We start from the raw sequence: 22,256 nt of genomic DNA, 5'->3' as shown, positions 1-22,256 counted from the left end.
GGTTCGCTTCATAGAATTCGGACTGGCGCACTCCTCCTCCCAGCGCCATTCCGATCCGATGGGCAACACTCCTCCTCCCAGTTGCTCATCCCCTTAAATGACGCCCGCTGGATCTCCTCCCCCAGCGGGCGTTATTCGTTTCACCTCTTCAGAAAAACCTATGTTTTCTGGGCTTTGTTGAGCGCCGGGTTGGCACTTGCTGAAAATTTGATCGGGCCGCGCATTGGAATGTCGCCAGCTATGCACCTTCCACATGGGTGCCATTCGGCATTGTCGCTACACATTCTTACTAGCAGCAATTATCTTGAATGCAGCTTCAGGGCAGCGCACTCCTCCTCCCAGCGCGCCCTGATGGGATCGGCAACACTCCTCCTCCCAGTTGTCGATCAGAACAAGCAACGCCCGTCGGACCTCCTCCCCTGACGGGCGTTGTTTTTTGTTAAAACTCTCGTTTGAAAATCAGGCCGCCCTTATCCAAGTCTGTCGCGTTCGCACAGAATTTGGTCAGGCGATGTCAATCGTGACCTTGAGGCGTGCAAGAAGCGCATGGGTGCGATGCAGCATTGTCTCTGTAATTTCAGCGCCGAACGGCCTATATTCCAACCATCAGATGAGGGCCAGCACGGTGCTGGCAAACCTAGAAAGGACCAGCATTATGAACATCGCTCGCTCGTTCAACAATTGGCGCAAGTATCGTCAGACCTGCAACGAACTCGGCCGCATGACCGACCGCGAACTGAACGACCTCGGCATCGGCCGTGGCGACATCCAGTACGTTGCCCGCCAGGCAGTCAAGTAAGTCTCGCAACCGGCCGGTTCTCCGGCCAGGTGTGCAGCGACCAAACGCCCTCCGGCTCAAACCGGCGGGCGTTTTTTTTCGTCCAGATTCCGCCTGCAGGGTTTGAACGGCCTGACGGACCATCGCAGCGCCCAGTCACAGATCAACCACAGCTTTCGACGCAGTGCAGCATATCTGCGAATGCCTATTTTCGTTGCAGCGGCATGCTTACCGCGCCTAGCCGCGCAATCTGGCTCGCAGCTCGTACCGCCACATAATTTCGCCACAAAAAACACACCTAAAAAACAAATGGTTAAATGGATCCAGGTTTCGCTGGCCGCACCGTTAACCTATGGCTTCTTTTTCATCAGCCTCCCAAAATGCTCAGCGAAACAGCATCGCATTGCACAAACGCATAGCAGATGCATTTTCTTTGCACTCCATCTTTTCCGGCGAAAGGCGTACAAGGATGTCAACGAAGCAGGCAATCACTGCACTGCTCATTTGTATGTCTCAAGGAAAAGATCATGAACCCGATTCGTATCGCAAAAAGCTGGATCAACTACCGCCGCACCGTTGCTGAACTTGGCAACCTGTCCAACCACGCCCTGACGGACATCGGTATCACCCGCTTCGACATCCGCAATATCGCTTCGCGTTCCTTCCGTTAATCGGACCAGTCCGTTGACCGGGCCGGGAATGTCGAGGAACTAAAAACGGCACCATGGAGTGCCGTTTTTGATTCCGGGCTTTGCAAAATCAACAGCACGGAACCGGTTTCCTTCCTGCCCGCCTTGCTCTAATAAACGGCGCATGACAGATACATCTTCGCACTCCCCCATCCACGTTATCGGCGGTGGCCTCGCAGGCTCAGAAGCCGCTTGGCAGATCGCCGAGGCAGGCATTCCGGTTATTCTCCACGAGATGCGCGGCGTCCGTGGCACGGATGCTCACAAGACCGACGGCCTTGCCGAACTGGTCTGTTCCAACTCCTTCCGCTCCGATGACGCCACCAGCAATGCAGTCGGCGTCCTGCACGCAGAGATGCGGCTTGCCGGTTCGCTGATCATGTCCTGCGCCGACAGGAACCAGGTTCCGGCCGGTGGAGCGCTTGCGGTTGATCGCGACGGCTTTTCGGACGCGGTGACTGCGGCAATCGACGCCCATCCGCTGATCACCGTCGTGCGCGAGGAAGTCAGCGGTCTGCCGCCAAAGGAATGGGATCTGGCTGTTATCGCCACCGGCCCGTTGACGGCGCCTTCGCTTGCAACGGCGATCCAGGCGGAAACCGGCGCCGATGCGCTGGCCTTCTTCGATGCAATCGCGCCGATCATCCATACCGAGAGCATCGATATGGACATCTGCTGGTTCCAGTCCCGTTACGACAAGGTCGGACCGGGCGGCACAGGCAAGGACTATATCAATTGCCCGATGGACGAGGCTCAGTACAATGCCTTTGTCGATGCGCTGATCGCCGGCGACAAGACCGGCTTCAAGGAATGGGAAGGCACACCCTATTTCGACGGTTGCCTGCCGATCGAGGTGATGGCAGAGCGCGGCCGCGAAACCCTGCGGCATGGCCCGATGAAGCCGATGGGCCTCACCAACGCCCATAACCCGACCGTCAAGGCCTATGCCGTCGTGCAACTGCGCCAGGACAATGCGCTTGGCACGCTCTACAACATGGTCGGATTCCAGACAAAACTGAAATATGGCGCCCAGGCGGAATTGATCCGGATGATTCCCGGGCTGGAAAAAGCCGAGTTTGCCCGCCTCGGCGGCCTGCACCGCAACACTTATATCAATTCACCGGTGCTGCTCGACAGGTCGCTGACGCTGAAGTCACGGCCGGGACTGCGATTCGCCGGCCAGATCACCGGCTGCGAAGGCTATGTCGAAAGCGCCAGCATCGGCCTGCTTGCCGGCCGTTTTGCTGCTGCAGAGCGCAGGGGCCAATCCCTGCCGCTTCCTCCGGAGACCACCGCCTTCGGCTCGCTGCTCAACCACATTACCGGTGGCCATATCGTTTCGGATGACGAACCGGGCAAACGCTCGTTCCAGCCGATGAACATAAATTTCGGCCTGTTCCCGCTGCTGGAGCCGGGGGCGATCGTCAAGCCCGAAGGCGTCAAGCGCTTTCGCGGCAAGGACAAGACGGTGATGAAGAAACAACTGGTGGCGCAGCGGGCGCTCGACGATTGCGCAGCCTGGCTGAAGATGATCCAATCCGCCTAAAGAGCCGCAAGTTCCGATTGCGGCTTGAAACTGCCGAGCAGCCAGAGGGAAACCTCGGCTGCTATTTCCGGGCTTGCAAACTCATAGACGCCGTCGAGATAGGAAAAATCGGTGAAGTGCACCTTCAGGCCGCGTCCGCTGTCGGCGTTGCCGACGTTGACCTTGCCGGCTTCGATCAGATGGCAGACGAAATGCGTGCCATGTGCTGCCATGAAACCAGCCTTGCCATCATGCAGGCGGACGAAATAGGCTTTCTCATCGGCCGTCGCGTGAATGGCCCGGATCGCTTCGTCAGGAAAGGCCCGTCCAAAATCAAGGATCGCCACACCGGCATCCGGTTCACGCCGGTCACTTTCGGCACGCGCCTTCATCCGCATGTAGAAAAAACCTGCGAGCACAATGCAGATGATGACGATCGGCCAACCCATAGCGCCGGTTCCTCTTCACACCGTTCAAAACGATACCACGGATGCGACCCTAAACGGCGAACCTTGCGCCAATGTGCCCGTCATCGCGCAACAGCGTTGACGAAGATGAAAGACGCCGCCTGCGTTTCACCATCTGCCGCTGCGTGCGGCCTTCCACATCCACCACTGCCGGCGCCATTGCGGCGGCACGATCGAATGCTCGAAAAGTTTCGCCCCTGCCCGTTCGGCGCGATCAAACACCGGCTCTGCCAGCGCCAGCGCGGTGAATGCGTAGCGATTCGCAGGCGAAATGGAACCGGCCGCTGCCCGGGCCTTGGCAAGGTGCTCGCGGCCAAGACCGGCAAATGCACGGATTGCCAGGGTTACGGACTGTCCGTTCTCGCCGGACAGGAAACTGTCGCGGTCAAGCCCGGTCGCGGCCAGAAGTTCGCCCGGAAAATAGACCTGCCCGCGCCGTCGATGCAGCGGCAGGAGCAGAAGAAGACCGGCAATCGCCTGGGCGACACCGGCATGGCCGGCGGCCGACGCCGAGTTTTGCGCCTCTGCGGGATCGAGAATCAGGCTTGCCAGCTGAATAAGCGCCGACGCGGTTTCACCGGCATAGCCTTCGAGCGACGCCCGGCTTTCCATCGGATCGTCATAAAGATCGAAGATACGCGCATCGATCATGTTCTGCAGCACCGGAACCGGCAGATTGTGGCTTTTCACGCAGGCAAGCAGCGCCTCGGCCAGCGGGTTGCCCTCGCCGCTTGCACCGGTTGGGTCATCGAGCACATCGCGCCACCATTGCAGCCGGATTTCACCGGGCAGCGGCTCGCGCACGAGATCGCGCACACGGGCAATCTCCGCATGGAACGCATAGAGTGCCGAGAGCGGACCGCGCCTGTCCTGCGGCGACAGGAGGCAGGCGAGATAACGATCGCGGTCGCTGTCGCGCAACGCAGCCAGGCTGAAGTCGTAGACGGGCTGCTGAAGAATGGCAGTGTTTTCTGGCATATTTATCGGTCAGACGACAATGAAGGCGGCGGCGACGGCGCGTTCTTCGGCAAGCATGATGTTGTAGGTTCGGATGGCTGCACCCGTACTCATCGGATCGGATGAAATCCCGTGTTCCTTGAACACCGCCTTCAAGGCAGCCGGTAATGGCCTGATATCCTTGCCCGTCCCCACAAGAAGAACCTCGATATCAGCCGCCTCTTCCAAAACCCTCTGGAAATTGTCGGCTGTCAGCGGATCGCCTTCCACCATCTCCCAGCCATAGATGCCCGAAGGCAGCATCAGCAGCGAGCCGCGATGGGACATTTCGGCAAAGCGGAAGCCGCCATTGCCGTAACTGTCGATCGGCGCCCGGCCCGGAAAATGAGCTTTCCGGATTTCGATGGGTTTTCGCATGTTATTGCGCTCCCCCGGCCGGTTGCACAGCAATGCCGTCGGTTTTTTCAGCATCGCCGGGGGTTCCGTGCCGCAGCTTGAACAGGATGAGCACCGGACCCGCAACATAGATCGACGAGAACGTGCCGACAGCCACACCGAACAGCATCACGAACGCAAAGGACTGGATCGCCTCGCCGCCGAACAGGCACAAGGCTGCCAGCGCCAGCATCGTCGTGGCACCGGTGAGCACGGTGCGCGACAAGGTCTGGTTGATCGACGTGTCCAGCAGGATCGGCAAAGGCATGCGCGGATATCGCCTGAGATTTTCGCGAACGCGGTCATAGACGACAACGGTATCGTTGAGCGAATAACCGACGATGGTCAAAAGGGCTGCGATACTCGTGAGGTTGAATTCCATCCCGGTCACGACAAACAGGCCGATGGTCAAAAGCACGTCATGCAGCGTTGCGACGATGGCGCCTGCAGCAAACTGCCACTCGAACCGGACCCAGATGTAGATCAGGATCGCCAGCAGCGAAGCCAGCACGCCGATGGTGGCCGCCGTGGTCAGGTCGCCGGAAACCGACGGCCCGACGACTTCGACGCGGCGGAACTCGTATTGATCCTCAAGCTCGCCCCGGATCATGATCACCGATGTCTGCTCGGCATTCTCGCCGCCATCACGCGAATGCACCCGGACCACCACATCCTGCGGCGAACCGAACGGCTTTACCGTGACGTCACCGATGTTGAGTTCGTAGAGGCGGCCGCGAATATCCTCGATATCGGCATCGCCCTCGCGGGCTTTCAGCTCGATCACCGAGCCGCCGGAAAAATCGATGCCGAGATTGATGCCGAGCGCGCCGAACAACAGCATGCTGACGACGGACAAAAGCGCGGTTAGCGAGAAAACATAGTTGCGGATCGCCATGAACCGGAGTGCGGCACCATCAAATATGCCGGTGCGAATGCCGTCCGGCAAAGCCGTCGGCCGGCGGCGCGAGACCCAGATTTCCAGCATGACCCTGGTCAGGGTAAAGGCGGTGAACAGCGTGGTGACGATACCGATGGCAAGCGTCACGGCAAAGCCACGGACAGAACCCGTTCCGAGGAAGAGGAGGATGATCGCGGCAATCAGGGTGGTGATATTGGCATCGACGATGGCAGCAAAGGCGCGTGAGAAACCATATTGCAAGGCTTCGCGCACCGAACGGCCCTGGCGTACCTCTTCACGGATGCGTTCGTAGATCAAGACGTTCGAATCGACCGCCATGCCGATGGTCAGCACGATCCCGGCAATGCCCGGCAGCGTCAATGGGAGCCCGGTGGCGGTCAGAACGGCGATGATCATGACGGCGTTGAGAGCAACGGCAAGGCTCGCCACTGCGCCGAACAGCCCGTAAAAACCGATCATGAAGGCGATGACGAGCACGGCGCCGATTGCGCCGGCCGTCACGATCGAATGAATGGAATCGGCGCCGCGCCCCGCTCCGATCGACCGTTCCTCGACAACGGTCAGCGGCGCCGGCAGGGCTCCGGCGCGCAACAACAACGCCAGATCGTCTGCGCCTTCCGGGCTCATGTCCGCGACAAGCTGGACGGTTCCGTCGGTAATCGCCTTGCGCACCAGGGGCGTGGCAATCACCGCTCCGTCCAGAACGATGGCGAGCGTCGTGCCGGAATTATCGGTCGTCGCCTGAGCAACCCGCGTGGTGCCTTCGGCTCCAAGCCGCAGGTTGACGACGGGATTGCCGGACTGCGCGTTGATCGCCGATTGGGCATCGACGATATCGGCGTTGTCGATGATGGGCTGGCGGCGCAACAGGTAGCCGATCGGCGGGTCGTCGGCAGAATAGAGGATTTCGGAATTGAGCGGCGGCTGGCCGTTGACCGCATCCTGGACCGGCATCGACATATCGATGCTGCGAAACGACAATGTTCCGGCCTGACCGAGGATGTACTTGATCTGCTCGGGATCATAACGCCCGGGGATCTGGACAATGATCCGGTCGCCACCCTGCCTGCGGATCTTTGGCTGCAGGGAGCCGAGCTCCGTCAGGCGGCGATGCAGAACCGTGATCGCGCTGTCGAGTGTGGCAGAAATCCTGTGGTTGATGCCGTCATCCGTGACGGCGATAGACAAGCTGCCATCGGAGGAGTTCCCGACCGTAACCTCGCTGAAGTCGGTCTTCGTCAGGCCGGTGGCCTTGACGGGATCGCTCAGAGGCTTCAAGGCCGCCCGCGCAGCATCGGCCTGGGCTGGGTCGCGAAGGCGAAGCTGGATCGCCTGGCCGGTGCCGGATAGGCCGGAATAGCCGATGCCGGCAGCGCGAAGGCGCGTGCCGACATCATTGATAACAGCCTGAAGGCGGGTCTTGACGACATCTTCCCGTTCGACCTTCAGCGTGATCTGCGATCCGCCCTGAAGGTCGAGGCCGAGCATCATCTGCTTCTTCGGAAGCCAGTTCGGCAGCGTATCCAGCTTGGCGGTCGATACTGCGTTCGGCAGGGCGACCAGAATGCTGAACAGCACGACGAGCCAGACGATGATGGTTTTCCAGCGGGAAAAATACGGCATGAAGCTCTCAAAGGTAATGTCGTTACAAGGTGACCAGTGTGCCCGGCCTCCCCCGCAAGCTTATTCCTTGACAGGTTCGCCCTTCACCCGGACTTCGGATACACCACTGCGTACCACACGAATCTTCACGCCGTCAGCTATTTCGACTTCGAGTTCACTGTCATCGACGACCTTCGTCACCTTGCCGAGAATTCCACCACCGGTGACGACCTGATCGCCGCGACGGATGTTCTTCAGCAGTTCCTCGCGGCGCTTCATGTTGGCGCGCTGCGGACGGATGATCAGGAAGTACATCACGACGAAGATCAGCAGGAACGGCAGGATGGACATGAGAATATCAGCGCCGCCGGCGCTTGCGCCGGGTGCCGTCTGGGCGAATGCCTCGGTAATGAACATCAATCACTCCTTGAATGCAGTTTGGCGGACGGATGCCCGCGTTTCGGATCGCCGGAATATAGGAAAGGCTGATTTGAATGCAACAACAGACCAACCGGCTTCTGCCTTCAGCCTCATACATGAAATCGGCCCGAGGAGAAGCTCTTTCTACCGGATTTCACGCCTTTTACCGTTAGATCAGCCATGCTACCGGACAGGTTGGCCCCACAGCCAAAATCCTAGTCATCATCGGGGAAGCTCTCATGCAGGACACAAAAATAGACCTTCTGATTGCCGAAATGCGCAAGCTGTCGGCTGCCATCGAGCGGATCGCCGGTCCAGCCCCTGCCGTCAACGACTGGGATGCGGCTGAATGCTTCGTCTGGTCGCCCCAGCGCCTGCATCTCCAACCGGTGAGCAAGCCGAACCGCGTCGAACTCAAGCTGATCCAGAGCGTCGACCATGTCCGCGATATCCTGTTCGACAATACGCTTCGGTTTGCGCAAGGCTTTCCGGCCAACAACGTGCTGCTCTGGGGGGCGCGCGGAATGGGCAAATCCTCCCTGGTCAAGGCGGTTCACGCCAGCGTTTCTGCAGATGCCGGCATCCGCCTGAAACTGGTCGAGGTGCACCGCGAGGATATCGCCACGCTGCCGACCCTGATGGAAATCCTGAAAGCTGCCCCTGTTCCGGTCATCGTCTTCTGCGACGACCTCTCGTTCGATCACGACGACACGTCCTACAAATCGCTGAAAGCCGTGCTCGACGGCGGCATCGAGGGGCGGCCGGCAAATGTGCTGCTTTATGCAACATCCAACCGGCGCCACCTTTTACCGCGTCACATGATGGAAAACGAGCAATCGACGGCGATCAATCCGTCCGAAGCAGTCGAAGAAAAGGTCTCGCTGTCCGATCGCTTCGGGCTCTGGCTCGGGTTCTACAAATGCAGCCAGGACGACTATCTGGCGATGATCGACGGTTATGCCGCGCATTTCGGCTTGGAGGCCGACCCCAAGCAGCTTCACGCCGACGCACTGGAATGGAGCACGACGCGCGGCGCGCGCTCCGGCCGTGTCGCCTGGCAATTCATCCAGGACCTCGCGGGCCGCTCGCAAAAGAAAATCGATCTGGTCTGAACGCAAAAGAAAAGCCCCGAAACGGGGCTTTTCTTTTAATGATCGATGGGAGCCCCGGACTATTCCAGGAACGTCGTCGGGTTGACTGCGCTGGCGTTCTTGCGCACCTCGAAGTGTACCTGCGGCTGCGTTGCCGTGCCGCTCATGCCGGATGCTGCCAGCGTCTGGCCCCGCTGGATCTTCTGGCCGCGCTGAACCTTCAGTTCCGAAGCGTTGCCGTAGACCGTGACCGTGCCGTCGTCATGGCGAACCAGAACGGCATTGCCGAGTTCCTTGAGGCTGCTGCCGGAATAGATGACCACACCGTTTTCGGCGGCCTTGATCGGCGTGCCCTCAGGAACCGAGATGTTGATGCCGTCGTTGCGGTTGCCTTCGACATTGGCGCCGTATCCGGCAATCACTGCACCGCGAACCGGCCAGCGATACTTGCTGATGCCTGTGGCTTTCGGCGACGCCTCAGTCGTGTCTTCTTTCGATGCGACTTCCGTCACCGACTGCTTGGCGACCGGCGCCGTATATTCGGCCGGCTTCGTGCCGTCTGCCTTGGCAATCTTCGCGTCGGCCTTCTTCGGAACAGAAGCCGTGACGACCTGATCTGCACCCGAAGCATTGCCGCCCGGAATTTTCAACGTCTGGCCGATGCGGATTGCAGCACTGGTCAGGCCGTTTTCCTTGCGTAGTGCATCGACCGACACGCCGTTTGCCTTGGCAATCCGGTTGATGGAATCACCTGCCTTGACTGTGTAGGCCCCGCCCTGACCGTTACCATCGCCGGAAACCGGCTGCTTACCGGCAGCCATATCGGTGCGGTTGACGCCCTTTTCACGGGACTGGGACTGGCCGGGCAGGATTGCCACGTCGCGGCTGTCCGGCTGGACCGGAACATTCTTCTGCTTGTCGACATCGAGGCTGGCCGCCGCGTCCGATGCGGATGCCTTGGCGGCGCTGCCGGCAACGCCGAAGGTCGGGATCAGAATGCGCTGGCCCGGCTCCGCCTGGGATGAAGACGTCAAGCCGTTAGCCTTGAGAATTTCCTTCTCCGGCACGCCAAACCGCTTGGAGAGCGTAGCGACCGTATCGCCCTGACGCAGCAGGACGGCAGGCGCATTCGTTGTAGACCAGCCACCCTTGGATGTCGTCGCCGTCGTGATCGGATCAGCATTGAGATTCCGGCCAGCCTTTGCGGTTTCACGCGCCGCCGGGAATGGCTGGGAGAGCGAGGTGTCGCGGGCCTTTGCCGTAGGATCAGCAAGGACTCCGCGCTGAACGTTGATCGGCGTCGAAGCTTCCCGGGCACGAGAGACCGGCGCCGATGCCGTATTGACCGGATCCGGGAAAGGCTGACTGACCGCCTCTTGGCGATTGACCTGCCCCACTGGGGCCGCCGCCAGACCTCCACCCTGCACATCACTGCGCGGAATTGGGACATTGCTGCCGGATATCGAGCTGGTCGTTAGATTATCGGACTTCGAAAAAAGCCCGCCAAAGCGGCTTGCATCGGAGCTGCATCCTGTCGCTACACTTGCCAGCAATAACGCTGCAAGCAAGCGAACAGCGGATTTTCCCACACTCGACGAAACTCTAATACGCATGACACTTTACCCACTTGGAACACAACTCGGTGTGAAATGATTAAAACGCATTAGAGTTACCGCACGGTTAAAACCGATATTAGCTTCTACTTTTTTTGATGAATTGATAACCATGATGATTATGGCACGCCATATCGAATGGCAGATCCTGGCCAGGACAGGCCGAAACGCAGGCCCGCAAGCGCGCCGTCTCGATTTGTCAAAGCCCTTGGCCTTGACCGGGACGTGATGGCTTCAAGGCAAAAAACCGCAAATTACGATTTTAAGGGGGCGTTTTGGCTTAGAAATTTTCGCGATAGAACTGTTCTATTCCGGACACAAGGCTGCGTGTCTGCGTGACATCCTCGTAACTGATAGTCCCGGTATCCCAGCCGAACATATCGCCGGTTATCATTCCGCCGCCGTCCCTCGGTCCGGTCAACTCCGACTGTACCTTGTCGGCGTCCAGCAGGACGCTGACGAGCGTTTGGAATGTCGATCCGCCGGCTATGCCGCTTTCGTCGCTGTAAGCGACGGAGCGAGCCCCCGCGATGGCCGCATCCCTGGTGCCGAAATAGCGAAGGCTGTTCTGATCTTCCGGACGCAAGTTGTCGTAGTACTCGATGAAGGCGCGGTAATAGGCCTTGTGGTCACCAGTCTCGCCATATTTTCCGAAAGCTTGATATTCGCGGGCGGCGAGTTGCGGTGAAAGCGTGTTGCTCCATTCGTCTTTTGTCAGTGCCGGGTATTTTTCCTGCACCCGCTTGGTTCGGCCAAGGAATAGAAGAGCTTCGGCGGACAGCGAAACACGCGAGGACGGATCGTAGCCGCCCGCCGGCAATGCGGGCGCGGCGCCGTCTTCCCGGGCGCCAGAAGCACCTTGTGCTGCAGCCCGGCCGGCAAGATTGTTCAGGCCGTCACCGGCGGCTGCCGAGGTCAGTCTGTTTGCGATGTGCATCTGCCGTCTCCTGCGTTTTGGCGCCTGGAATGGAACTGACACATACGTTTCCGGTCAGAGGTCAGCTCGTCTGCATGTTCGGTTAGGCCCCGAGGCTTGCGTCAAACTGACCAAAATTAACGGAAAATTAACATTTTGTTTTCGCAACAATAAATCCCTTAACAAGCAAAATGGAATGCACGCAGGCGCGCTTCACGACCGCAACAAACGACGGAATCAGTGCTCGCACATAACGATTCTCGGGTCCCACCCGAAAAATCGTGCTGTGAAAAAAGAACGTTTCGGAACTCAGAGAAAGGACGCGACCTGCGCAACGAACGGCAGATAAGGCGCCTCGAAGAGATCTTCCCGGTCAAACCGGCTGCCGGTGCGCGTCAACCGGACGATACGGCATTCGGTTTCGCTCATCATGATCGGTACGATGAGAACGCCACCCGAGACGAGGTGATCGGAAAACACCCGCGGCAAGCTGGAGAATGCGGTGGTTACCAGGATGCGGTCGAAGGTTCCCTCGCCCGTCGGCCCGATACTTCCATCCGCCTGGCGCACGATCACGTTGCGGATACCGGCCTTTTCGAGGTTTCGCTGGGCGCCGGTCGCAAGCGTCTTGTAACGCTCGATCGTCAGCACCCGCTCGGCCATCCGTCCCATCACGCCGGCGGTAAACCCGCTGCCGGTACCAACTTCAAGGACGCGCTGCCCCGCCTTGATATTCAGACAGTGCAAAAGCCGCACGGCAAAATCGAACCCTTCCATGAAGGCGCCGCATTCCAGCGGAACGAGCCGGGAAGAATAGGCATTTTCCTGATATTGCGGCGGAGTGAAAATGGACCGTGGCGTCTGCTCGACAGCGTTGAGCAGCTCCTTGTTGGAGATGCCCTCGGCCCGCAGGCGCAACACCAAGGCGGCAAACCCCTCCTGCTCGACGACGCGCGGGCTCAATCGCCCTCTCCATCGAGAAGCGCGCGGGCAACACGATCCTGTACGGCATAATCGGTCAGGTCGAGCTTCAACGGGGTCACGGAAATCTTGTGCTCGCGGATCGCATGGATATCGGTTCCAGCCCTGAAATCACCGAAGCGCTCGCCGAAACGAAGCCAGTAGTATGGATGGCCTCGCCCATCGGAGCGCTCGTCGATCGACAGGCCGAAATCAAGCTTGCCCTGGCAGGTGACCTCGGTACCGGTCACCGCATCAGCCGAACAGTTGGGGAAATTCAGGTTGAGGAAGGTCCCGTCCGGCAGATCGAGCGGTATCAGCTTCTTCAGCAGTTTTGGCGCATGGGTTTCCACGACGTCCCACGGCACGATGCCGCCATCCGCATGACGAAAAGCCTGGCTCAGCGCAAACGAGCGGATGCCCTGCAGCGTGCCTTCGATGGCGCCGGCGATCGTGCCGGAATAGGTGACGTCATCGGCCATGTTGGCGCCGACATTGACCCCGGACAAAATCAGGTCCGGCTTGATATCGAGAACCTTGCGCACGCCCATGATGACGCAATCGGTCGGCGTGCCGCGCAGGGCAAAGTGCTTTTCCGAAATCTGCCGCAGCCGCAACGGTTCCGACAAGGTCAGGGAATGCGCAAGGCCGCTCTGGTCTGTTTCCGGCGCCACCACCCAGACATCGTCGGAAATCGTCCGGGCGATCCGTTCGAGCACGGCAAGGCCTTCGGCGTGGATGCCATCGTCATTTGTCAGCAGAATTCGCATCTCAACCCCTGCCGCAAGACGCGGCTCAACCGGCCTTTTCGATCTTCGTGAGGCCGCCCATATAGGGCAACAATACGTCCGGGATGGTTACCGAACCGTCTTCATTCAGATAGTTTTCGATGACGGCGATCAGCGCGCGGCCGACAGCGGTACCAGAGCCGTTCAGCGTATGAACGAACTTCAGGGCCTTGTCGTCCTTAACCCGGTAGCGGGTGTTCATCCGCCGCGCCTGGAAATCGCCGCAGACCGAGCAGGATGAAATTTCGCGATAGGCATCCTGCCCCGGCAGCCAGACTTCCAGATCGTAGGTCTTGCGGGCGCCAAAACCCATGTCGCCGGTGCAGAGCGTCATGACGCGGTAGTGCAGGCCGAGGCGCTTCAAGACTTCTTCTGCACAGGCCGTCATACGCTCATGCTCATCGATCGAGCTTTCCGCATCGGTAATCGAAACGAGTTCGACCTTGTTGAACTGATGCTGGCGCAGCATGCCCCGAGTGTCGCGGCCAGCGGACCCGGCCTCCGAGCGGAAGCAAGGCGTCAAAGCCGTAAAGCGCAACGGCAAAGTATCGGCGTCGAGGATCTGTTCGCGCACCATATTGGTGAGCGGCACTTCGGCGGTTGGAATGAGCCAGCGGCCATCCGTGGTCTTGAACAGATCCTCGGAGAATTTTGGCAACTGTCCCGTGCCGTACATGGCTTCGTCACGCGTCATCAGCGGCGGCTGGACTTCGAGATAGCCGTGTTCGCTTGTGTGCAGGTCGAGCATGAACTGCCCGAGCGCCCGCTCAAGACGCGCCAGCTGACCCTTGACGATGGTGAAGCGCGAACCGGCGATTTTGGCGGCACCCTCGAAATCGAGCCAGCCAAGCTCTTCGCCGATTTCAAAATGTTCCTTCGGCTTGTGATTCCAGCCCGGTTTCTGGCCATGGCTGTGCTTGACCACGTTGCCATGCTCATCGCTGCCGACCGGAACATCGTCGAGCGGAATGTTGGGAATGCTGGACAGCGCCTCGATGAGAGCGGCATCGGTCAGCCGGTTTTCCTCTTCCAGCGCCGGCATCGTGGTCTTCAACTCGGCCACTTCCGCCTTCAGCTTGTCGGCAAGCTCGCTGTTCTTCTGCGCCATCGCAGCACCGATCTCCTTGGAGGCGGCATTGCGGCGCGACTGCATGTCCTGCAGCGACTGAACGAGGGAACGACGCTTTTCATCGAGCGAAATCAGTGCAGCCGACAAGGGCTCGGCGCCGCGCTTTGCCAGTGCGGCGTCCAGGGTTTCGGCATTGTCCCTAATCCATTTGATATCAAGCATGGTCGTTCAGGTCCTGATCGGTCTTGGTAAAAACTGAGACCCGAACGCGTCGGCGGATACGGCTCGCGTATCAGCCGACGTTTTCTTCCGCCTCGGCAACCGCGCGCGCAGCAGCGTCGCGCGCCCGTTGCCGCTCGATGAGTCGGGCCGTGTAGATGGAAATCTCGTAGAGAAGGATGGCTGGCAGAGCAAGGCCGATCTGGGACACCGGATCCGGCGGCGTCAGGATGGCTGCAGCGATAAAAGCGATGACAATCGCGTATTTCCGCTTTGCCTTCAGGCCGTCCGCCGTCACGAACCCAACGCGCGCAAGCAATGTGGTGATGACCGGCAGCTGGAACACCAGGCCGAACGCGAAGATCAGCGACATGATCAGGCTCAGATATTCAGACACCTTGGGCAGAAGCTGGATCGACACCTGCCCTTCGCCGCCATCCTGCTGCATGGCCAGGAAGAACCACATGACCATCGGCGTGAAGAAGAAATAGACCAGACACCCGCCCAGGATGAACAGCAGCGGCGAGGCAATCAGAAACGGCAGGAAAGCCGCCCGCTCGTTTTTATAGAGCCCCGGCGCCACGAACTTGTAGACCTGCGAGGCGATCACCGGAAACGCGATCACCAGCGCGCTGAACATCGCCACCTTGATCTGGGTGAAGAAAAACTCCTGCGGCGCGGTGTAGATCAACTCAACCGAACCGTGATTGAGACCAGCCCAGTCCACGGCCCATTTGAAAGGCTGGACCAGAATGTTGAAAATACCCTTGGCAAAATAGAAGCAGACAAGAAACGCCACGAAAAACGCCCCGACAGCCCACATCAGGCGCGCGCGCAATTCGATCAGATGCGCCATCAGCGGCTGGGGCTTGTCTTCGATATCGCCGCTCATGCGTCACCTTTTTTCTTCGTGGTCTTTGCAGCCGGTTTGCTGACGGCCGGCTTCACATCACCGGAATAGACCACTTTCGCCTTTTTCGCCGGCGCCTTTGCAACTGGCAAAACAGCGACTTCGGCTACCACCGTCTTCGGCTTGGCAACGCGCTTGGCCTTCGGTTTTTCGGCCTCGGCGGCACGGTCCATCTGCTTGGCTGCGGATGCGATAGCGGCAGCGGCAACCGGATCGACCTTGGGCTGGTCGGAAGGCACGGCGGCCTCTGCAGAAACAGTGGCCGGAGGCACGGTGTCCTGCGCCTTTGCTGTTGAATCAGCGGCGGTCGCCTTTTGCAAATCGGCCTTTATATCGTTGCCCATCTGCCTGAGCGGGTTCATCGCCTCGCGGATGGTGTGGGCCGGGTTGAGCTTTTGTGCGTCGCTCAGCGTCTTTCGCACGTCGTCGAGGTCCGCTTCCTTGAGAGCTTCGTCGAATTGCTGGCGGAAATCGTTTGCCATGCCGCGCATCTTCGTCATCATCTTGCCGAAGGTTCGCAACATTGGCGGCAGATCCTTCGGACCAACCACGATGATCAGAACGATGGCGATAACGACAAGCTCGGTCCAGCCGACATCAAGCATTCTCAGGAACTCCACAAAACCGAAGGCGACAGGGCCTGCCCGGACAGGTCAGGCCCTGAACAAAATGCATGATCAGCGGACTTCGTCGGATTTGTGTTCGACCGTCTTGCCGTCGACGCGCTTGTCGGCGGTCGCCGTCGTCTCGTCTTCGGTCATGCCCTTCTTGAAGCTCTTGATGCCCTTGGCAACGTCGCCCATCAGTTCCGGAATCTTGCCGCGGCCGAACAGAAGCAGAACGACGACCAGAACGATCAGCCAATGCCAGATACTAAACGAACCCATATTCTTACTCCCTTGAAGCCTGTAACCCCGATTTAAGATGTTCAACCATCTTTTTCAAACAGCAATCCGTTTCGCTGGTTAGCGGAAAGGCGCCCGTCGCGCAATCCTTACACCGAGACTGCGGCGGAGATACAGCCAACTGTATGACTAACCGGACTTTCCAGCGCATTGTTCACGAGGACGTGACCAGATAAGCCAGCGAATGGAGAGGATAAAGACGTGGCCCTAATCGCCGTCTCCGCCCGTCGGCGGCAGGAGGCCGAGCTCTTCCAGGTCGAGCTGGGTAATCGGATCTTCGTCCTCGCCAAAACCGTCGTCGCCCAGCGGTACCGGGATCTGGAAATTGGCCGGAATGCGGCCGGACAGCAGTCCTGCCCCCTTCAATTCCTCAAGGCCCGGAAGGTCACGCAGCTCCTCCAGCCCGAAATGATCGAGGAATTCCCGCGTGCTGCCGAATGTCACGGGCCTGCCGGGCGTGCGCCGGCGGCCGCGAAAACGAATCCAGCCGGCCTCCATCAGCACGTCGAGCGTGCCCTTGGAGGTCTGGACACCGCGAATATCCTCGATTTCAGCCCGCGTCACCGGCTGATGGTAGGCAATGATTGCCAGCACTTCGAGGGCCGCACGCGACAGTTTGCGCACCTCGTTTTCATCGGTCTGCACAACGAAGGAGAGATCGGCTGCGGTGCGGAACGCCCAGTAATCGGCAACCTGCACCAGATTGACACCCCGCCCGGCATATATGGATTTCAACCGCATCATGATGCGCCGGACGTCTGCCCCCTGTGGCAGGCGTGCCGCAATATAGCCCTCGGAGACTGGCTGGGCCGAGGCGAAAACCAGTGCCTCGGCGATCCGCTCGGCCTCCAGTTCAATCCGTGGGTCAATCCGGAATGTGGTTGTCTCTGCGCCGTCCTCTTCCTCGTTCATCCCCGGCAGGCGCTCTTGCGGATCAATCACGCCCCGCCTCCATATCCGCCAACACATCGGCGGTGAGTGGATTTGGTCCCTGGCGAAGGTAGATCGGCGCAAATGCGCCGTCCTGGCGGATTTCGAGACGCCCCTCCCGCACCATTTCCAGCGAAGCGGCAAAGGAACTGGCAATCGCCGTGGCGCGTTCCTTCGGGCTCGTCATGTAGCGCAGCAGAAAATGATCAAGCGCCGTCCAGTCGACCATATCGCCGATCAACCGGGCAAGCAGAAGCCGCGCGTCGGCAAGTGACCAGACCTGCCGCTTCTCGATCGTCACCTGCATCACCGCCTCGCGCTGGCGCAACGACGCATAGGCATGGAGCAGATCGTAGAGCGAGGCCTCGAAGGCGGATTTCTTTTCGACCGGAATATGTTCTGGCGCGCCACGGGCAAACACGTCACGGCCAAGCCGGTTGCGGTTGATCAGCCGGGTGGCCGCCTCGCGCATGGCTTCGAGACGCTTGAGGCGGAAGGCCAGCGCAGACGCCATCTCCTCGCCCGACGGCCCCTCGTCCTTTGCCTGCTGGGGGATCAGCAGGCGGGATTTCAGGAACGCGAGCCAAGCGGCCATCACCAGATAATCTGCCGCAAGTTCAAGCCGGATGCTGCGGGCACGCTCGATGAAGGCGATATACTGTTCGGCCAGCGCCAACACGGAAATACGGGAAAGGTCCACGCGCTGATTGCGGGCAAGATGCAGGAGAAGGTCGAGCGGACCTTCGAAACCGGCTATATCGACGACCAGCTCTTCCTCGTGCAGGCCGCGATCGGAGGGCTCATCCTGCCACAGCGGGTCCATCGGCGCCCGTGTCGTCGGTTTCTTCTGCATGTCGCCGGCGTTGCTCACGATTACCCTGCCCCTGGAATCAGTTCATGCGATAGTCCGCATGCCGTTAAACTCGTCGCGCAACGCCGCCTCGTCCGAAGCGTCGGGCTTGGCAAAACCAGCCTCAACAGCCTTCACACGGCGCAGCCTGTCTCCGGAAATGACCGGTACGGCCCGCGCTACCTGATGCATTTCATCCATGATGCCATGGCAATGCAACACCAGATCAAGCCCTGCTGCAATAATGCCGCGCGCCCGCGCCTCGATATCGCCCGCCAGCGCATTCATCGAGACGTCGTCCGACATCAAAAGACCATCGAAACCGATATGGCCGCGAATGACGTCTTGCACCACCTTGGCCGATGTCGTTGCCGGATTGTCCGGATCGATGGCAGTGAAAACGATATGAGCCGACATGCCCATCAGTTCGTCCTTCAATGCCACGAAAGGCAGAAAGTCGCTTTTGGCCAGTTCGTCGAAGGAAATATCGACCACCGGCAGCTTGTGATGTGAATCGACGAACGCCCGCCCGTGCCCCGGCATGTGCTTCATTACCGGCAGCATGCCGCCGGCCTTCAGACCTGCAGCTGCCGCAGCGCCGATTTCCGCAACAGCGCGCGGGTCGTAGCCATAGGCACGGTTGCCGATAACGTCGCTGCTGCCCTCGATCGGCACGTCCAGCACCGGCAGACAATCGATATTGATGCCGAACCGCATCAGGTCAAACGCATGCAGGCGCGACATCAGCCAGGCGGCGCGCAAACCCTGTTCGCGATCGCGGCGGTAGATTTCGCCGATGGCCGCTCCGTTTGGATACTGCTGCACGATCGGTGGGCGGATGCGCTGGACGCGGCCGCCTTCCTGGTCGATCAGCACCGGAGCATTGGGATTGCCGATACTGTCGCGCAAGGACGCCGTCAGATCGGCGATCTGGTTAGCTTCGCCGATATTGCGTCCGAACAGGATGAAGCCCCACGGACGCTCGTCCGCAAAGAATGCCTTTTCGTCCGGGGTGATGGTCAGGCCTTTGCAGCCTGAAATGAATGCTTTTGATTCGGTCATACCGCATGATAGCCGCAGCGCTCGGCAAGGCGAAAGCCGGTTTCTCGTCTTGCCTCACCATTCCCAGCTGTTGCGGCAAGGTCCGGACATGCAAAAGGCGCGGCCGTTGGGCCGCGCCTTCAAAAGCTTGATGGCTGGACGAGATTATCGCGTCACAAGGCAGCTGCCGCCGGCGCTCTTGTACTGCGCGCACATCGCGTTGGCGGCGTCGCGGGAGCCGGCCGGAATACGAACCCGGTAATAGGTTCCCTTGCCCGCAATCTCAGCCTTCTTGATATCGACACCCTTGCCGCCGATGACACTGCCGAACTTACCGGAGAGCGTCTTGTAGGACGTCTGGGCTTCGGCTTCAGACGGCAGCGATGCGATCTGGATCACATAAGTACCGGGCGCAATCGAGGCAGTCTCCACCGGTTTCACTTCGGCAGCTGGCTGCGTTGCAGCGATGTCGGACTTGAACGTGTCGACAACCTTCTGTTCAGCAACCGGGCGCGTCTGCGGTACTGGATTGGCCTCGGCAACATCCGTCGTCTTGACGGCGCGGACCGGGGCGGTTTCATCGACCGTTACGGCGGCAGCTTCGGCAAGCGCACTCTTCTGCCCCTGCTCGTCAAGCTGTTCCACCACCGGTTGCGATTTCGGCGTGGAGGCCGTCTCAATCGGCTTGGTCAAGGTCGTCGTCTTCACGACATTGACCTGGGGATCGCCGTTATTGGCGGCAACATTCGTCTCCGGCTCCGGCTCAGCCACCGGCTCCTCGCGGGCGACCAGCGTACCGTCCGGCTTGACGATCATCGTGCGAACCTTGCGCGGCGACACCGCAGGCGACTGTTCCGCATCGGCTGCCGCACTGTCCGCTGTCTGTCCATCCGGCAACAGCCGGGTACTACCGTCTTCATCCACCGGGATCACGCCGGGAAGGTCGTCATCGGCACCTTCATTTGGCAGATTTTCCGGCGTCAGCGTCCGCTGAACCACATCCATCGGCTCTTCTGTGGAAGAAACCAGCGTACCTTGCTGAGGCGTGGTGTCCTGCGCACCGGCAACACGGTCGTAAACGGCCTTGTCCTGGTTCGGAACGGTTTTCCCGCCCTTTTCAACTGGCACCATCTTTACCGGCGACTTGTCCGCCAGGATGATTTTCGGCTCGCCGCCGGATAGCGCCGAACCGGTACCGCCCATGAAGGCATAGACGCCGACGCCGCCAAAAATCGCCAGCCCGGCAACGGTCGCTGCCAACAGCGCCAGGCGCCGCCGGCCCGAACCGCGGCGCTCGTAATCGTAATCGTTGCTGGCGGCATAGCCGGAGCCGACGGCAAGGCGGTCCGAAGACGGATCATTGTTCTGTGGCTGGTTGAGCGACCGGCGGAAGTCCTCTTCCATGGCTTTTTCAAACTCGTCGAAATCCTCTTCGACGCGAGCACCGGACGACTGAACAGGCGCAGCAGGCTGCGCTGCGCTGGCGCTGTGATCGCCGCTCTGTGCATTGCGGCCAGGTGCGGCAAAAAGCTGGGCCATTTCAGCATCGATGTCGAGATCGTAATCCGGGTGATGAGCAGCCGGACGTTCCTGCTCGACAACAGGCAAGTGCGGAACGTTGAGATCGGCAATCGCCGTCAGGCTTTCTTCCGTTTCTGAAATCATCGACGGATCGAACGCCAAGGCGCTTTCCGGCTCCTCGCGAACCTCTTCAACGGCCTCCGGAATGTAGCGTTCAGGTGCGGCTACAGGAATAATCGGCACGGCGGCTACCGGTTCGGCGGCCGCGATGCCAATCTCTTCCACTGCCGGCTCAAACTCCGAAGGGTCGATATCCAAGTTGATATCTATATCGGAAAGATCCAGTTCGAACGTATCGAGATCGAAATCCGGCTCCGCGTTGACGGGCGGCTTCAAGGCGGCGGCAGCTTCGATCACCACCGGATCGGCGGCCAACGCCGCCGGTTGATAAGCGGCCTCGGCGACAGCCGCCGTCACCGGCGCAGCCACGACGGCAGCAGCCAGCGGCGTCGCATACGCCTTTTGCGACGATGGCCCGCCATTGGTAGCGACGGGCGTCGCACGGCTGAACGTCGGCGTAAACGGATAGTTGACCTTGCGGGCGGCGTCGGCCGGAGTGGCGGCCTTCACCTCCGCTTTTGACGGAACCGGAAAGCGCTCGATATCGGCCAGAAGCGCATCGATGCCATTTGCATTCTCTGGCGAGATAACGATGTCGCCAGATACGGGCGCCGGCTCGTCTTGCCATTCTGGCAATTCGGACTGCATCGAAGCTTCGGGCTCGATGACAGGCTGTGCGCTTACGGATGGGGAGTAATCTACAGGCTCGGGAGCAACCGGGCTTTCGAACACGGGGGATGCAACACTTGGCTGAGCCACGCCTGCAAAGGCCGGCGCAGAAAAATCCTGTTCCGGCCCAAGGTGGGAGGTCGGCACCGGATGTGTTTCGACTTGCGCCGCTTCGACCTGCGCATCGTCGTAGCTGATCGAAAGTTCGAGCTCGCGCTCCAGATCCGCGCCGTCAACCGGCTCGCTCCATTGCTCGACTGCCCAGCCGTTATCCGCTTCCGGAATAGTGCCGGCTACCGGCGCCTCAGGCTCCTGTGACCATGAACTTGCCAGAGAATTCTCGGGCGCACTCACCTCGAACGCAACGTCCTGCTGCGAAACCGGCTCGACGAAAACTGGCTGTTCGGCGGCAACCGGCTCGATGCTTTCGGCTGACGTCACCGCGTCAACAACCGGCGCGGCCATTTCTACAGCTTGGGGCTCGACGACAGACTGCTCTGCAGCATACGCATCGGCAGCATGATATTCTTCGGCAAGCGGCGCGAAGGACACCGGCTCCTCGAGGTAGACCGGCCCGGGAGCATGAACTGCGGGAGCAACCTGCGGCGCATCGTAGACATCGAATTCGCGCAGGAGCTCGTCTTCGAGATCGAGAACCGGCTCGGTGAACACAGGCTCCCTGCTCACCATCTCGCGATGGCGTTCGAGTTCCTGCAGCTGCTGGACCGCAGGCCGATTGTCGTAGCCGACAATGCGGGCAAGTTCTGCCAACGGATCATCGTCCGCCAAAACGCCGAAATCCGCAGTACCGCTTCGTGCCAATTGTTTGTCTGCCATACGCTCCACTCACAACTACTAGCCA

At 59.9% G+C, this 22,256-nt stretch carries 21 protein-coding genes; 4 read left to right on the top strand and 17 right to left on the bottom strand.

All coding sequences use genetic code 11. The annotated features are described in order from the left end of the window. The first annotated feature begins 655 nt into the window (after positions 1 to 655). From ACP7E6_RS13520 to trmFO, 3 genes are all read left to right on the top strand, one after another. Positions 656 to 799 (top strand): DUF1127 domain-containing protein, encoded by a 144-nt coding sequence (locus tag ACP7E6_RS13520; RefSeq protein WP_018325257.1) that lies wholly within the window; start codon positions 656 to 658, stop codon positions 797 to 799. Positions 800 to 1,305: 506 nt separating this feature from the next. Continuing rightward, complete coding sequence (locus tag ACP7E6_RS13515) at positions 1,306 to 1,449, top strand: DUF1127 domain-containing protein (RefSeq protein WP_081927849.1); 144 nt, start codon at positions 1,306 to 1,308, stop codon at positions 1,447 to 1,449. Between the two features lie 142 nt (positions 1,450 to 1,591). After that, positions 1,592 to 3,013, top strand: coding sequence for a methylenetetrahydrofolate--tRNA-(uracil(54)-C(5))-methyltransferase (FADH(2)-oxidizing) TrmFO (gene trmFO / locus ACP7E6_RS13510; protein ID WP_426230237.1), 1,422 nt, complete (start codon positions 1,592 to 1,594; stop codon positions 3,011 to 3,013). On the opposite strand, the gene ACP7E6_RS13505 is transcribed toward trmFO, so the two are convergent. The 5 genes from ACP7E6_RS13505 to yajC all read right to left on the bottom strand — a co-directional run bounded on the left by ACP7E6_RS13505 (position 3,010) and on the right by yajC (position 7,789). Further along, positions 3,010 to 3,441: a hypothetical protein gene (locus ACP7E6_RS13505; RefSeq protein ID WP_426230236.1), complete on the bottom strand. Its 432-nt coding sequence runs from the start codon at positions 3,439 to 3,441 to the stop codon at positions 3,010 to 3,012. The two genes, trmFO and ACP7E6_RS13505, sit on opposite strands and share 4 nt — an antisense overlap. A gap of 126 nt (positions 3,442 to 3,567) precedes the next feature. Beyond that, positions 3,568 to 4,437 (bottom strand): phytoene/squalene synthase family protein, encoded by an 870-nt coding sequence (locus ACP7E6_RS13500; protein ID WP_426230235.1) that lies wholly within the window; start codon positions 4,435 to 4,437, stop codon positions 3,568 to 3,570. A 9-nt stretch (positions 4,438 to 4,446) separates the two neighbouring features. Further along, positions 4,447 to 4,833: an Mth938-like domain-containing protein gene (locus ACP7E6_RS13495; RefSeq protein ID WP_426230234.1), complete on the bottom strand. Its 387-nt coding sequence runs from the start codon at positions 4,831 to 4,833 to the stop codon at positions 4,447 to 4,449. 1 nt (position 4,834) lies between these two features. Further along, positions 4,835 to 7,393 carry a protein translocase subunit SecDF gene (secDF, locus tag ACP7E6_RS13490; RefSeq protein WP_426230233.1) on the bottom strand — a complete coding sequence of 853 codons (2,559 nt, stop codon included), beginning with the start codon at positions 7,391 to 7,393 and terminating at the stop codon, positions 4,835 to 4,837. 60 nt (positions 7,394 to 7,453) lie between these two features. After that, entirely contained in the window at positions 7,454 to 7,789 is a 336-nt protein-coding gene (gene yajC / locus ACP7E6_RS13485) for a preprotein translocase subunit YajC (RefSeq protein WP_113243607.1), read from the bottom strand. A 242-nt stretch (positions 7,790 to 8,031) separates the two neighbouring features. Here yajC and ACP7E6_RS13480 point away from each other — a divergent pair, with 242 nt between their 5' ends. After that, a complete protein-coding gene (locus ACP7E6_RS13480) occupies positions 8,032 to 8,904 on the top strand; it encodes an ATP-binding protein (protein WP_426230232.1) in 873 nt (290 codons plus the stop codon). Positions 8,905 to 8,963: 59 nt separating this feature from the next. Here the strand turns inward: ACP7E6_RS13480 and ACP7E6_RS13475 are convergent, their stop codons facing one another. From ACP7E6_RS13475 to ACP7E6_RS13420, 12 genes are all read right to left on the bottom strand, one after another. Beyond that, complete coding sequence (locus ACP7E6_RS13475; protein ID WP_426230231.1) at positions 8,964 to 10,496, bottom strand: peptidoglycan DD-metalloendopeptidase family protein; 1,533 nt, start codon at positions 10,494 to 10,496, stop codon at positions 8,964 to 8,966. Positions 10,497 to 10,776: 280 nt separating this feature from the next. Further along, a complete protein-coding gene (locus ACP7E6_RS13470) occupies positions 10,777 to 11,433 on the bottom strand; it encodes a biotin biosynthesis protein BioC (RefSeq protein WP_426230230.1) in 657 nt (218 codons plus the stop codon). Between the two features lie 288 nt (positions 11,434 to 11,721). Continuing rightward, positions 11,722 to 12,375 (bottom strand): protein-L-isoaspartate(D-aspartate) O-methyltransferase, encoded by a 654-nt coding sequence (locus tag ACP7E6_RS13465; RefSeq protein ID WP_426230229.1) that lies wholly within the window; start codon positions 12,373 to 12,375, stop codon positions 11,722 to 11,724. Then, positions 12,372 to 13,142, bottom strand: a complete 771-nt coding sequence (gene surE / locus ACP7E6_RS13460; RefSeq protein WP_426230228.1) for a 5'/3'-nucleotidase SurE — start codon at positions 13,140 to 13,142, stop codon at positions 12,372 to 12,374. Before surE ends, ACP7E6_RS13465 begins: the two co-directional genes overlap by 4 nt. Before the next feature lie 25 nt (positions 13,143 to 13,167). Next, entirely contained in the window at positions 13,168 to 14,451 is a 1,284-nt protein-coding gene (gene serS / locus ACP7E6_RS13455; RefSeq protein WP_426230227.1) for a serine--tRNA ligase, read from the bottom strand. A gap of 70 nt (positions 14,452 to 14,521) precedes the next feature. Further along, positions 14,522 to 15,340, bottom strand: a complete 819-nt coding sequence (gene tatC, locus ACP7E6_RS13450) for a twin-arginine translocase subunit TatC (RefSeq protein ID WP_426230226.1) — start codon at positions 15,338 to 15,340, stop codon at positions 14,522 to 14,524. Next, positions 15,337 to 15,963, bottom strand: a complete 627-nt coding sequence (gene tatB, locus ACP7E6_RS13445) for a Sec-independent protein translocase protein TatB (protein ID WP_426230225.1) — start codon at positions 15,961 to 15,963, stop codon at positions 15,337 to 15,339. The genes tatC and tatB overlap by 4 nt, the downstream gene beginning before the upstream one ends. A gap of 72 nt (positions 15,964 to 16,035) precedes the next feature. Next, positions 16,036 to 16,245, bottom strand: a complete 210-nt coding sequence (locus ACP7E6_RS13440) for a twin-arginine translocase TatA/TatE family subunit (protein ID WP_426230224.1) — start codon at positions 16,243 to 16,245, stop codon at positions 16,036 to 16,038. A 225-nt stretch (positions 16,246 to 16,470) separates the two neighbouring features. Next, entirely contained in the window at positions 16,471 to 17,175 is a 705-nt protein-coding gene (gene scpB, locus ACP7E6_RS13435; protein WP_426230336.1) for an SMC-Scp complex subunit ScpB, read from the bottom strand. A gap of 22 nt (positions 17,176 to 17,197) precedes the next feature. Further along, positions 17,198 to 18,046, bottom strand: coding sequence for a segregation and condensation protein A (locus ACP7E6_RS13430; RefSeq protein WP_426230335.1), 849 nt, complete (start codon positions 18,044 to 18,046; stop codon positions 17,198 to 17,200). Positions 18,047 to 18,088: 42 nt separating this feature from the next. Next, entirely contained in the window at positions 18,089 to 19,105 is a 1,017-nt protein-coding gene (gene nagZ, locus ACP7E6_RS13425) for a beta-N-acetylhexosaminidase (RefSeq protein ID WP_426230223.1), read from the bottom strand. A gap of 144 nt (positions 19,106 to 19,249) precedes the next feature. Further along, on the bottom strand, positions 19,250 to 22,231 hold the full coding sequence (locus tag ACP7E6_RS13420; RefSeq protein ID WP_426230222.1) for an SPOR domain-containing protein: 2,982 nt from the start codon (positions 22,229 to 22,231) through the stop codon (positions 19,250 to 19,252). Positions 22,232 to 22,256 lie beyond the last annotated feature (25 nt).

Origin of the sequence: Pararhizobium sp. DWP3-4 (assembly GCF_049898205.1) — a bacterium.
GTDB lineage: Bacteria > Pseudomonadota > Alphaproteobacteria > Rhizobiales > Rhizobiaceae > Pararhizobium.
Note: the sequence above shows the minus strand (reverse complement) of the source record. Positions and strands in the feature narration are given on the sequence as shown.

Coding starts and splice junctions, on each gene's coding strand:
- ACP7E6_RS13520 (WP_018325257.1), top strand. CDS start 656: ATGAACATCGCTCGCTCGTTCAACAATTGGCGCAAGTATCGTCAGACC.
- ACP7E6_RS13515 (WP_081927849.1), top strand. CDS start 1,306: ATGAACCCGATTCGTATCGCAAAAAGCTGGATCAACTACCGCCGCACC.
- trmFO (WP_426230237.1), top strand. CDS start 1,592: ATGACAGATACATCTTCGCACTCCCCCATCCACGTTATCGGCGGTGGC.
- ACP7E6_RS13505 (WP_426230236.1), bottom strand. CDS start 3,441: ATGGGTTGGCCGATCGTCATCATCTGCATTGTGCTCGCAGGTTTTTTC.
- ACP7E6_RS13500 (WP_426230235.1), bottom strand. CDS start 4,437: ATGCCAGAAAACACTGCCATTCTTCAGCAGCCCGTCTACGACTTCAGC.
- ACP7E6_RS13495 (WP_426230234.1), bottom strand. CDS start 4,833: ATGCGAAAACCCATCGAAATCCGGAAAGCTCATTTTCCGGGCCGGGCG.
- secDF (WP_426230233.1), bottom strand. CDS start 7,393: ATGCCGTATTTTTCCCGCTGGAAAACCATCATCGTCTGGCTCGTCGTG.
- yajC (WP_113243607.1), bottom strand. CDS start 7,789: ATGTTCATTACCGAGGCATTCGCCCAGACGGCACCCGGCGCAAGCGCC.
- ACP7E6_RS13480 (WP_426230232.1), top strand. CDS start 8,032: ATGCAGGACACAAAAATAGACCTTCTGATTGCCGAAATGCGCAAGCTG.
- ACP7E6_RS13475 (WP_426230231.1), bottom strand. CDS start 10,496: ATGCGTATTAGAGTTTCGTCGAGTGTGGGAAAATCCGCTGTTCGCTTG.
- ACP7E6_RS13470 (WP_426230230.1), bottom strand. CDS start 11,433: ATGCACATCGCAAACAGACTGACCTCGGCAGCCGCCGGTGACGGCCTG.
- surE (WP_426230228.1), bottom strand. CDS start 13,142: ATGCGAATTCTGCTGACAAATGACGATGGCATCCACGCCGAAGGCCTT.
- serS (WP_426230227.1), bottom strand. CDS start 14,451: ATGCTTGATATCAAATGGATTAGGGACAATGCCGAAACCCTGGACGCC.
- tatC (WP_426230226.1), bottom strand. CDS start 15,340: ATGAGCGGCGATATCGAAGACAAGCCCCAGCCGCTGATGGCGCATCTG.
- tatB (WP_426230225.1), bottom strand. CDS start 15,963: ATGCTTGATGTCGGCTGGACCGAGCTTGTCGTTATCGCCATCGTTCTG.
- ACP7E6_RS13440 (WP_426230224.1), bottom strand. CDS start 16,245: ATGGGTTCGTTTAGTATCTGGCATTGGCTGATCGTTCTGGTCGTCGTT.
- scpB (WP_426230336.1), bottom strand. CDS start 17,175: ATGAACGAGGAAGAGGACGGCGCAGAGACAACCACATTCCGGATTGAC.
- ACP7E6_RS13430 (WP_426230335.1), bottom strand. CDS start 18,046: ATGCAGAAGAAACCGACGACACGGGCGCCGATGGACCCGCTGTGGCAG.
- nagZ (WP_426230223.1), bottom strand. CDS start 19,105: ATGACCGAATCAAAAGCATTCATTTCAGGCTGCAAAGGCCTGACCATC.
- ACP7E6_RS13420 (WP_426230222.1), bottom strand. CDS start 22,231: ATGGCAGACAAACAATTGGCACGAAGCGGTACTGCGGATTTCGGCGTT.